An 11,024-nucleotide genomic window follows, 5' to 3' on the forward strand; every position below is an offset into this window, starting at 1 on the left:
GGGGACGTCGTGCTGGCGGCGGGCACCCGGCTCGGCGCCCGCCAGCTGGCCCTGGCCGCAGCGATGGGCCGCGGCCGGCTGCGGGTCCACCCGACGCCGCGCGTGGTCCTTCTCTCGGTCGGCGACGAGCTGGTCGAGCCCGGCACGAACGCGGACCGGTCCGGGAACGGGGTGTTCGAGGCCAACGGGCACGCGCTGGAGGCCGCGGTGCGCGACGCCGGTGCCGCCTCGGTGCGGGTCGGCATCCTGGGCGACGACCGCGCGATCCTGCGCGAGGCGATCGAGGACCAGCTGGTCCGCGCCGACCTCATCGTCATCACCGGTGGCCTGTCGGAGCTGACGAACGACACGGTCAAGGACGTGCTGGCGCCGATGGGTAGCGTGCGGCTCGACCACATCGCGATGACACCCGGGCAGCGGCACGGCTTCGGCACGGTCGCGGACGAGCTGGCCAGCGACAAGTCCGTCCCGATCTTCGCCCTGCAGGGGCACCCCGTCGCCGCGCAGGTGTCGTTCGAGGTCTTCGTCCGGCCCGCGCTGCGGGCCATGGCCGGGCACGCGGAGCTGTTCCGGCCGTCGGTCGCCGCGGAGGTCACCGAGGGCTGGCTGTCCCCGCCCGGGCTCCGGCAGTTCGTGCCCGCCACGGTGCTGGGCTCGCCCGACGAGGGGTACCACCTCACCCCCATCGGTGACCCGTCGGCGCCCACGATCAACGCGCTCGCGCAGGCCAACGCGCTCGCGGTCGTCGGCGAGCAGGACCTGACGGTGCACCCCCGCCAGGTGATCCACTGCCTCGTGCTGGAGGGTTGATGGCACCGGGTTGGCCCGCCGTGCTGGTGGAGGGCGACGTGCGGCTGCGTCCGCTGCGGCGACGCGACCAGGAGACGTGGATGGCGCTGCGCGCGCAGAACGCCGCGTGGCTCGAGCCGTGGGACGCCACGAGCCCGGTGCCGGTGACGGGGCCGCGGCCGTCGTTCGGGACGTTCGTGCGCTCGCTGTCCTCGCAGGCGCGCGCCGGCGTCACGCTGCCCTTCGCCGTCGACCTGCGCGGCACGCTCGTCGGCCAGCTCACGGTCTCCTCGATCACGTACGGCTCGTTGCGGTCGGCGGCGATCGGGTACTGGGTGTCCGAGCACGTCGCGGGCCTCGGCGTCACGCCGACCGCCGTGGCCCTGTCCACCGACCACTGCTTCACCGCGCTCGGGCTGCACCGCGTCGAGGTGAACATCCGCCCGGAGAACCGGCCGTCCCTGCGCGTCGTCGAGAAGCTGGGTTTCCGCGACGAGGGGCTGCGCGAGAAGTACCTGCACATCCAGGACCGCTGGTGCGACCACCGCACGTTCGCCCTGACCGTCGAGGACGTCCCCGACGGGCTGCTGGCGCGCTGGCGGGCCCGGAACGGGTGACGCACAGGCCGACACGCCGGGGCGGTCCCGGAGAGGTGCGGCCCCGGCGCCTACCGTCGTGACGTGAACGATCTCGCAGGACCGGTCGCGCTCGCGCTGGTGGTCCTGTGGGTGGCGTACCTGGTGCCGCACAAGCTGCGGCACCGGCAGCAGCTGCTCGAGTCCCGGGCGGACGACCGGTTCTCCGAGGCGCTGCGCGTGGTCGCGGTGAGCGACCGGCGCATCCGCCAGGAGGCCGCCTCCGCGGAGTGCGGGCCGACGGCAAGCAGTACCGCGGGGCTGCTGACCCCGAGCAAGGGGCTCCCGGTGGCCACCGGGAGCGCGACAGGAGGCACCACCGTGGACCGACCGCACGGCACCCAGGACCGGATCACCGCCGACGCCGCACGCCGCGCCGCGCAGGCACGCGCCGCCCGAGCGGCCTCGGTCGCCCGCCGAGCCGCTGCCGCGCGCCGACGCGCCGTCCTGGCGGGCCTGCTCGTGGTCGCGACCGTCCTCGGCTGGGCCGCCGTCGGGCTGAGCCCGATGGTGACGTGGGTCGCCGGCGCCGTGCCCACCGTCCTGCTCGGCTCCGTCCTCGTGCTCGGCCGTCGTGCGGTCCTCGCGGGGCGCGAGGCCGACGAGGCCTGGGAGCAGAAGATCGCCGACGAGCGCCGCGTGGCCTCCGGGCCGCGCACCGGCGCCATGCGGGCGGTGGCGACCGCCTCGAGCGCGGCCGCACCGAGCGCCGCTGCCAAGCCGGCCGCTGCCGAGACGTCGGCTTCCAAGGCCACCGCTGCCAAGACGTCGGCTTCCCAGGCCACCGCTGCCACGACGTCGGCTTCCAAGCCTGCCGCTGCCAAGACTGCGGCCGAGACCGCGACGGCGGCGCCCACCGCGGCGCCGATGGCCTTCGTCACGGGCCGCGCCGTCCACCCGTCCGACGCCAGCACCGAGATCTTCGAGCGCATCGTCGAGGACAAGGGGGAGTCCGACGGACCCGCCCGGCACGCGTCGACCGGGCAGGTCCCGGTGGTCCGCCGCTCGGTGACCGACCGCGCGACGCCGACCGACGAGGACGAGGCGTGGTCCCCGGTCCCGGTGCCCCGCCCGACCTACACGATGAAGGCGTCGGCCCCCCGCCGCGAGCCGGCCCCGCTGGACAACCTCGAGGGCTCGACGGCCGCCCGCACGGCGGAGGTCGAGGCGCCCGCCGACGCCGAGCGCGCACCGCTCGAGGCGCCGGTGGAGACGACCGGCAGCATCGACCTGAACGCCGTCCTGGCCAAGCGCCGCGCAGCCGGGGAGTGAGCGGCGTGGCTCTGGCGATTTCGCGATAGGCCCAACGCTGGTGTTAGTCTTTAGCCCGCTCGCGGGGCTGTGGCGCAGTTGGTAGCGCGTCTCGTTCGCAATGAGAAGGTCAGGGGTTCGAATCCCCTCAGCTCCACCCGCAGACGAAGGCGGCCCCCCATCCGGGAGGCCGCCTTCGCCGTTCTCAGGGTCTTCTGGTCGCCTGCGTGACGTGGCTAGGGATGGCGAAGGCGGCCCCACGGGTGGGGCCGCCTTCGACGCAATGCTCAGATCAGGCTGCGGCGGCGGCTGCGACTGCCGGAGACCGCGGCCACGCCGACCGCGGCGAGGACGACCTGGAACAGGAGCTCGATCCAGTCCACGCCGTCGGTGTTCTGCACGCCGACCAGGCTGGCCAGCCACGTGCCGATGAGGGCCGCGACGATGCCGATGACGATGGTCAGCAGGACCGAGATGCGCTGACGACCGCGCACGAGGAGACGGCCGAGGATGCCGATCACGGCGCCGATGATGATGGCGGAGATGATGCCTTCGGGGGTCATGGGAACTCCTTGACTTCGAGGGGTTCGTTCGAGTACGACGAGTGAATCTAGGGGGGATCCGCCGGATCCGCGCGCTGAGCGCGGTGACACACTGTCGCCGTGCCCTTGATCGCGCCCGTCCGGACGCTCCGCGGATGGATCGATCCGCTGGTGGTGCTGATCCTCTCGGCCCTGCTGCTGGGGCTCCTGCTGCCGGCCCGCGGCACCGCGGCCGACGTCCTCGACCTGCTGCGCACCGCGGCGATCGTTCTGCTGTTCTTCCTCTACGGCGCCCGCATGTCGACGGCGGAGGTCCGCGCCGGGCTGCGCAACTGGCGGCTGCAGGGGTCGATGCTCGCGGCCACCTACGTCGCGTTCCCGCTGCTCGGGCTGCTGGTGCAGCTGCTGCCGGACGCGCTCGTCTCGCCCGAGGTCAAGACGGGTCTGCTGTACCTGTCCCTGCTGCCGTCCACGGTGCAGGCCTCGATCGTGTTCACCTCGGTCGCGCGCGGCAACGTCGCGGGCGCGATCACGGGGGCGACGATCTCGAACCTGGTCGGCATCGTGCTCACGCCCCTGCTGGTCGGCCTGCTCCTGGTGCGCACCACGGGAGGCGTCGGGAACCCGGCGGGCATCCTGCTCCAGCTGCTGCTGCCGTTCGCCGTCGGCCGGCTGGTGCACCGGTGGATCGGCCCCTGGGTCCGGGCGCACGCACGTCTCACCCGCGTGGCCGACCGTGGCTCGATCGTTCTCATCGCCTACGCCTCGGTGAGCGCGGCGACAGTTTCCGGCGCGTGGGCGCACGTCACCTGGGTCGCCGTCGTCGTCCTCGTGGCGGTCTGCGCGGCGATGCTCGCCACGATGCTCGTGCTCACGTGGACGGGAGGCGGGCGGCTCGGGCTCGATCGCGGCGACCGGGTCGCGCTGCTCATGTGCGGGTCGAAGAAGAGCCTGGCGACGGGCCTGCCGATGGCGGCCGTCCTGTTCAGCCCGACCCTCGCCGCCGCCGTGGCCCTGCCCGTGATCGTGTTCCACCAGCTGCAGCTGGCGACATGCGCGGTGCTCGCGCGCCGGCTGGCCGCGCAGGTCGAGTAGCGTCTCCCCGGAACGATTCGACAGAGTCGATCCGAGCCCATCAGCACACCCCGCCGAGGAGCTTTCGTGCCCGACGTCATCGCCGTCGTCCCCCAGCCAGCCGTGCTCGACCGGACCGCCGACGCGCCGTTCGTGTTCACGCAGGCGACCACGGTGGTCGTCGACGGCCGCCCGGACCTCATCGGCATCGCGGTGCTCGCCGCGGACCTGCTGGGACGCGTCAGCGGCCACGCCGTCGAGGTGCGCTACGCCGAGGCCGGGGCGTCCGACATCGTGCGGCTCCGGCTGGTCGACTCCCTGCCGCCCAGCGACGAGGCTTACCGGCTGGTCGCGCGCAACGGCCGTATCGACCTCGAGGCGCGGACGCCCGCCGGTCTGGTGCGCGCCATCGTCACGCTGCGCCAGCTGGTGGTGACCGCTCCCGGCGGGACCGTCCGGGTGCCCGCGGTCCGCATCGAGGACTGGCCGCGCTACGCGTGGCGCGGCCTGTCGGTCGACGTCGCCCGGCACTTCGTCACCGTGCCGGACCTCAAGGTCGTCATCGGCCTGATGGCGCACTACAAGCTCAACGTGCTGCACCTGCACCTGACCGACGACCAGGGCTGGCGGCTGCACGTGCGGTCGAGGCCGCTGCTGACGCGGCTGTCCAGCAGCACGGCCGTGGACGGCGACCCGGGCGGCTACTACTCGGCGGAGGACTTTGCCGACATCGTCGCGTACGGCGCGGTGCGTGGGGTCCGCGTGGTGCCCGAGATCGATGTCCCCGGGCACGTCAACGCCGCCACGCACGCCTACGGCGACCTGACCCCGTCCGGGGAGCCGACCGACGAGTACACGGGCATCGAGGTCGGCTTCAGCCGGCTGCACGCCGACCTGCCCGCCACCGGCCCGTTCCTGCGCGAGGTGTTCGCCGACGTCGCCGCCATGACGCCGGGCGACTACGTGCACATCGGCGGCGACGAGGTGCTGACCATGGAGGCCGACGAGTACGCGACCCTGGTGGCCGCCGCGTCGGACGCGGTCCGCGCGGCGGGCAAGAAGGTGGTCGGTTGGCAGGAGATCGCGCACACCCCGCTCGAGCCCGGCACGGTGGTGCAGTACTGGGACACCCGGGTGGATCCCGCGCCGTTCGTCGAGGCGGCGAAGGCGGGGGCGCTCCTGCTCATGTCGCCGGGGTCGAAGGCCTACCTGGACATGAAGTACGACGCCAGCACCGAGCTGGGCCTCGAGTGGGCCGGGCACATCGAGCTGCGCGACGCCTACGACTGGGAGCCGTCGACCCTCATCGAGGGCGTGCCTGCGGCATCGGTGATCGGCGTGGAGGCGGCCGTCTGGACCGAGACGCTGCGCGACCTGCCGTCGCTCGTCCAGATGCTGCTGCCGCGCCTGGCCGCGATCGCCGAGGTGGCCTGGTCGACGCCGGAGCGGCGCGACTGGGAGGACTTCCGCACCCGCGTCGCCCGCCAGGCACCGTTCTGGGACCGGCTGGGTCTGCCCTTCTACCGCAGCCCGCAGGTGGACTGGCCGAGCTGACCGGCTAGATCCAGGTGCGCAGCCACATGTGGGAGTGCCAGAAGTCGTACGGCACCACCCACGCGGACCAGACCGGGTAGAAGAACGCGCTGACCAGCACGATCAGGCCGACCAGCAGCCCGCAGCCGATGATCGCCCACCGCCTGCCGCGGGGGTCCAGGTCCTTCGGGCCGACCACCAGCCCCATGACGTAGACGAGCGTGAGCACGACCCAGGGCGTGAACGCGATCGAGTAGAACGTGAAGATCGTGCGGTGCGCGTAGGCGAACCACGGCAGCCAGCCCGCGATGATGCCGGAGAGCACGGCGCCGGCGCGCCAGTCCCAGTAGCGGAACAGCCAGACGACCGCGACGATGATCGCCGCCGCCGCGCACCACCAGAGCACGGGGTTGCCCAGCGCGACGATCGCCTGCGAGCAGCTGGGGCCCCCGCACGCGTCCTGGGCCGCCTGGCCCGTGAGCCCGGAGACCTCGGTCGGGTAGAAGAACGACGTGGGCCGCCACTGCACGATCCACCCGAGCGGGTGGGCCGCGTAGGAGTGCGGGGTCTCGAGACCGTTGTGGAACGCCCACATGTCCTGGTGGTACTTCCAGAACGAGCGCAGCGCCGGCGGCAGCCACTGGACCCCCTGGTCGGGGTTCTGCTCGGCCCACAGCCGCCCGTACGACTGCCGGTGCGCGAACCACGACCACCACGAGGCGAGGTAGACGGAGACCGCGATGCCGACCATCGCGACCCCGGCCACGATCCCGTCCTTGACGATCCCGGCACGCATCCAGTGCCGGACCCCGATGGTGCGTCGCGCGGTGATGTCCCAGGCCACGGAGAACAGGCCGAACACCGCGAGGAAGTACATCGCCGACCACTTGGTGCCCAGCGCGAGGCCCAGCAGCACCGCCGCCGCGAGGCGCCACCAGCGGACCCCGAGGCGTGGACCGTCCTGGAGCTCCTCGCCCGCGTCGAGGCGCGCCGCGGCCCGGTCCGCCAGTCGTCGTCGGGCCTGGTCGCGGTCGAGCAGCAGCGCGCCGAACGCCGCGAGCAGGAAGAACATGAGGAACGGGTCGAGCAGGCTGACGCGCGACATGACGATCGCCTCGCCGTCGACCGCCATGAGCAGGCCGGCCGTCGTGCCCAGAGCCGTCGAGGCGAACAGCCGGCGCCCGATGCGCGCGACCATGAGCACCGCGAGCGTCCCGCAGATGGCCGCCGAGAGCCGCCATGCCGCGGAGCTGCCGACCCCGCCGCCGACGTGGATCCCGAGCGCGATCAGCCACTTGCCGATCTGCGGGTGGACCACGTACTCGCCGACGTCGGTCAGCCCGCTGGTGTTGCCGGCCTCGAACGCCGGGTTGGGGTTGTCGCCCCACTGCGCCTCGAAGCCGTTGACCAGCAGCGAGTACGCGTCCTTGACGTAGTACGTCTCGTCGAACACCAGCTTGTGCGGGCGGCCGAGGTCCCAGAACCGCAGGAGCCCGCCGAGCAGCGTCACCGCGAGCGCCCACGCCCAGCCCGTCAGGCGAGCGCGCGGGTCGCGGTCGAGCGCCAGGCTGTCGTCGCCGAGGAGCCGGCGCAGGAACCGGCCGCGGTGCGACTCCTGCGGTCCCTCCACGGCGCGCGGCTCACCGTCGGGCACGACCTCGACCGGGACGTCGGTCTCGGTGGGCGCCGACGCGTCCGCGGGCAGGTAGTCCGTCGGTGCGTCGTCGGGACCGGGGGAGGCGGCGGCGACTCCCTGACGTTCGGTCAGGGTCGAGGCGTCGGCGTCTCCGGTGGGCGGCACCGGGTCATCGTAGGGGTGGGGGCTGTGCTGCGGGAGGGGGCCGTCCAGGTGGCAGGCTGCAGCGTGTGACCCCCGTGAGCCCCTCCGCGCAGACCCCGGGCCGCCTCGTGCTGGCCGCGACGCCGATCGGCAATACCGAGGACGCCTCCGCGCACCTGCGACGGCTGCTCGCGGAGGCCGACGTCGTCGCCGCGGAGGACACGCGACGGCTGCGTGCGCTCGCCGCGCGCCTCGGCGTGGACATCGGCGGGCGGGTGGTCAGCTTCCATGAGCACAACGAGGTCGAGCGGTCGGCGGACGTGCTCGCGGTCGTCGCGGGCGGCGGCACCGTCGTCGTCGTGACCGATGCCGGGATGCCCGCCGTCTCCGATCCCGGCTTCCGCGTGGTGGGTGCGGCGGTCGCCGCCGGGCTGCCCGTCACGGCCGCGCCCGGGCCGAGCGCGGTGCTCACGGCCCTCGCGCTGTCGGGTCTGCCGACCGACCGCTTCTGCTTCGAGGGCTTCCCGCCCCGCAAGCCCGGGGAGCGCGCACGGGCGTTCGAGCTGCTGGCCGACGAGCGCCGCACGATGGTGTTCTTCGAGGCGCCGCACCGGCTGGACGACACCCTGGGCGCGATGGCCGGGGCGTTCGGCCCCGACCGGCCCGCCGCCGTCTGCCGCGAGCTGACCAAGACCTACGAGGAGATCGTCCGTGGCCCGCTCAGCGAGCTGGCGGCGTGGGCCGCGGCCGACCAGGTGCGCGGCGAGATCGTCGTCGTGGTCGGCGGAGCGGTGGGCGCCGTCGAGCTCTCGACCGCCGACCTGGTGGCCGAGGTGCTGTCCCGCGCGGACGGTGGGGAGCGCCTCAAGGACGCCGTCGCGGAGGTCGCCGCCGCGGCCGGCGTCCCGAAGCGCGACCTGTACGCCGCGGCCCTGGCGGCAAAGAGCCGCTGACCGCCGCACGTGGCCCCAGAGTGCGGGCGAGCGCGGGCCGTGCTGGGCTGGAGCATGAGCTGGCTGGGTCGGGCGGTCGCGGCGGCCGTCTGCGCCGTCGCGCTCGCGGCCTGTGGCCCCGACGGGCCGGCGCCGAGCCCGTCGCCGGCGGCGTCGTCGTCCTCGTCGACCGCTCCCGCAGCCCCGGCCACCGTCGAAGTGACCTCGGTCGACGAGATCATCGGCGACCTCGACGTCCCGTGGGGTCTCGCGTTCCTGCCGGACGGCGTGGCCGTGGTCACGCTCCGCGATGCCGCGCGCCTGATCCGGGTGGGAGCGGACGGCGCCGCGACGACGGTGACCGGACCGGGCGCCGACCAGCTGACGGATCTCGTCGTCCCGGCCGGCGAGGGCGGCCTGCTGGGCGTGGCCGTTCTGAGGTCGTCGGGAAGCGCGGTCGACCTGGCCCTCTACGCGACGGCCGCCGACGACAACCGCGTGCTGGTCGGCGCCCTCGACGGCTCGACGCTCGGGGAGCTGCGGCCGATCGTCACGGGCATCCACAAGGCGGGCAACCACGACGGCGGCCGGCTCGCGGTCGGCCCCGACGGCTACCTCTACGTCACGACGGGCGACGCCGGCGACCGGCCCTCCGCGCAGGACCCCGACAGCCTGAACGGCAAGATCCTGCGGGTCACGTTCGACGGCGACCCCGCGCCGGGCAACCCCGAGCCGGACTCGCCCGTGTGGAGCCTCGGGCACCGGAACGTGCAGGGTCTCGGCTGGGCGCCGGACGGTCGGATGTTCGCCTCCGAGTTCGGGCAGGACACCTGGGACGAGCTCAACATCATCGAACCTGGCGGCAACTACGGCTGGCCGGCGGTCGAGGGGCAGTCCGACGATCCGGCGTTCGTCGCGCCGGTCGCCACCTGGGCGACCGACGACGCCTCGCCGAGCGGCCTCGCCGTCACCGACGAGGGCGTGTACCTGGCCGCGCTGCGCGGGGAGCGGCTCTGGCGTGTGCCGCTGACCGCCGACGGCGTCGGGACGCCGCAGGCGCTGCTGGTAGGGGAGTACGGGCGCCTGCGCGCGGTCGCGGTCGCGCCGGACGGGTCGCTGTGGGTGGTCACCAACAACACCGACGGCCGCGGGGAGCCGCGCCCGGGCGACGACCGCATCCTGCGCGTGGTCGTCGGCTGAGGGAGAGCGGAGGCCGCCGCTCGGTGCCGGCCGCCGCGTGGCGCAGGCCGCGGCTCGGTGCCGGCCGCCGCATGGCGCAGGCCGCCGCCGAGGGCGCTCGACCCTGCCGCGCTTGTGACCGGTGGTGCTGTTGAGGCGGCTGGAGGTGCGCGTTGGCGCTCACACGCACCAAGTGCGGCAGCCTCCGACGACGACGCCCCCCGTCGCCCACCCGCCCCCAGCACCCGACACATGCCCGTGTGCCCACAGAACCGCCGCACGTCGATCCGCCTGCCATCGCAGCCGCGGTCGGATCCCCGGGTGTGGTCTCCCATCTCTCAGCGGCTGGCGGCGCTCGGCGGTGCCGGGCGGCGCAGCGACCTCGTGCGACGACGTGCCGACGACGACGCGCTGGGTCGGGCGGTCGCCGACGGGACGGTTCTCCGCGTGGGGCGGGGCGTGTACCGGCTGCCAGGCACACCGGACGCCGTCGTGGCAGCCGCGACGCACGGTGCGCTCGTGGCTTGCATCTCCGCCGCCGAGCTGGCCGGTGTTGCCGTCCTGCGAGAGCCGGACCGTCCGCACGTCGCGGTACCTCGGAACCGCGGGACGCTGCGGTCCGCCGTCCGCGACAGCACCCCGTGCGTGATCCATCGTGAGGTTGCGGCTGGCGGGCGACGAACTCCGGGACGTATCGCCGTCCCGCTAGCGGCGGCCCTCGCGCGCATGCTGCTCTGCTGCTCCCCGGAGGATGCCGTCGTCGCCATCGACAGCGCTCTGAACCGACGGCTGACGACGAGGGCGGCGATCGAGAGCTCGCTCGGCCTGACTGCGCCCGTCGCGGCACGCGTCGCGCTGGGCAGGGCGGACGGCAGGAGCAGGTCGCCGATCGAGACCGTTGCGCGGCTCGCTCTGCGCGCGGCCGGGCTGGCGGTCGAGGTCGGGGTCGTCATTCCGATGGTGGGGGAGGTCGATCTGGTCGTCGGCCGACGGGTCGTCGTCGAGCTCGACGGGTTCGCGTTCCACTCCGGCCGGCGCGAGTTCCGCGAGGACCGGCGTCGGGACCGCGAGCTCGCGCTGCAGGGCTACGTCGTCCTGCGATTCACCGCCGAGGACGTGCTGCGGGACATCCCGCGGCTGGTGGCGGTGGTCGCCGCTGCCGTCAGCGCTGCCCGGCGCTGAGCGTCCGAACCCGGTCGACCCCGCCGCACTTGTGACGCGTGTGGCGTGAGTGGCGCCGCGTCCACACCACCCCGCCCACCCGTCACAAGTGCGGCAGGGTTGGACGGACGCCACGACGACGCCCCGG

General features: G+C 73.9%; 10 protein-coding genes and 1 tRNA gene. 9 read left to right on the plus strand and 2 right to left on the minus strand.

Translation table 11 applies throughout. The features are described from left to right. From AC1DYZ_RS13770 to AC1DYZ_RS13785, 4 genes are all read left to right on the plus strand, one after another. On the plus strand, window positions 1–810 hold an 810-nt coding region (locus tag AC1DYZ_RS13770), incomplete at its 5' end, for a molybdopterin molybdotransferase MoeA (RefSeq protein ID WP_477065753.1). Beyond that, window positions 810–1,406 (plus strand): GNAT family N-acetyltransferase, encoded by a 597-nt coding sequence (locus AC1DYZ_RS13775; protein WP_477065754.1) that lies wholly within the window; start codon window positions 810–812, stop codon window positions 1,404–1,406. The genes AC1DYZ_RS13770 and AC1DYZ_RS13775, both read left to right, overlap by 1 nt. A gap of 63 nt (window positions 1,407–1,469) precedes the next feature. Then, complete coding sequence (locus tag AC1DYZ_RS13780; RefSeq protein ID WP_477065755.1) at window positions 1,470–2,696, plus strand: hypothetical protein; 1,227 nt, start codon at window positions 1,470–1,472, stop codon at window positions 2,694–2,696. A 63-nt stretch (window positions 2,697–2,759) separates the two neighbouring features. After that, window positions 2,760–2,832, plus strand: a tRNA-Ala gene (locus AC1DYZ_RS13785). Between the two features lie 130 nt (window positions 2,833–2,962). Here the strand turns inward: AC1DYZ_RS13785 and AC1DYZ_RS13790 are convergent. Then, window positions 2,963–3,238, minus strand: coding sequence for a GlsB/YeaQ/YmgE family stress response membrane protein (locus AC1DYZ_RS13790; RefSeq protein WP_477065756.1), 276 nt, complete (start codon window positions 3,236–3,238; stop codon window positions 2,963–2,965). A gap of 99 nt (window positions 3,239–3,337) precedes the next feature. Here AC1DYZ_RS13790 and AC1DYZ_RS13795 point away from each other — a divergent pair, with 99 nt between their 5' ends. Beyond that, window positions 3,338–4,312, plus strand: a complete 975-nt coding sequence (locus AC1DYZ_RS13795; protein ID WP_477065757.1) for a bile acid:sodium symporter family protein — start codon at window positions 3,338–3,340, stop codon at window positions 4,310–4,312. A gap of 66 nt (window positions 4,313–4,378) precedes the next feature. Beyond that, window positions 4,379–5,845 (plus strand): family 20 glycosylhydrolase, encoded by a 1,467-nt coding sequence (locus AC1DYZ_RS13800; protein ID WP_477065758.1) that lies wholly within the window; start codon window positions 4,379–4,381, stop codon window positions 5,843–5,845. A 4-nt stretch (window positions 5,846–5,849) separates the two neighbouring features. Here the strand turns inward: AC1DYZ_RS13800 and AC1DYZ_RS13805 are convergent, their stop codons facing one another. Then, on the minus strand, window positions 5,850–7,625 hold the full coding sequence (locus tag AC1DYZ_RS13805) for a dolichyl-phosphate-mannose--protein mannosyltransferase (protein ID WP_477065759.1): 1,776 nt from the start codon (window positions 7,623–7,625) through the stop codon (window positions 5,850–5,852). Between the two features lie 65 nt (window positions 7,626–7,690). Here AC1DYZ_RS13805 and rsmI point away from each other — a divergent pair, with 65 nt between their 5' ends. The 3 genes from rsmI (at window position 7,691) to AC1DYZ_RS13820 (ending at window position 10,897) form a co-directional block, all read left to right on the plus strand. Next, a complete protein-coding gene (rsmI, locus tag AC1DYZ_RS13810) occupies window positions 7,691–8,557 on the plus strand; it encodes a 16S rRNA (cytidine(1402)-2'-O)-methyltransferase (RefSeq protein WP_477065760.1) in 867 nt (288 codons plus the stop codon). Window positions 8,558–8,611: 54 nt separating this feature from the next. Beyond that, window positions 8,612–9,736, plus strand: coding sequence for a PQQ-dependent sugar dehydrogenase (locus AC1DYZ_RS13815; protein ID WP_477065761.1), 1,125 nt, complete (start codon window positions 8,612–8,614; stop codon window positions 9,734–9,736). Between the two features lie 300 nt (window positions 9,737–10,036). Beyond that, window positions 10,037–10,897, plus strand: coding sequence for a DUF559 domain-containing protein (locus AC1DYZ_RS13820; protein WP_477065762.1), 861 nt, complete (start codon window positions 10,037–10,039; stop codon window positions 10,895–10,897). The last annotated feature ends 127 nt before the right edge of the window (window positions 10,898–11,024 follow it).

Source organism: Cellulomonas sp. P1_C4, from assembly GCF_056406355.1.

Coding starts and splice junctions, on each gene's coding strand:
- AC1DYZ_RS13815 (WP_477065761.1), top strand. CDS start 8,612: ATGAGCTGGCTGGGTCGGGCGGTCGCGGCGGCCGTCTGCGCCGTCGCG.
- AC1DYZ_RS13775 (WP_477065754.1), top strand. CDS start 810: ATGGCACCGGGTTGGCCCGCCGTGCTGGTGGAGGGCGACGTGCGGCTG.
- AC1DYZ_RS13790 (WP_477065756.1), bottom strand. CDS start 3,238: ATGACCCCCGAAGGCATCATCTCCGCCATCATCATCGGCGCCGTGATC.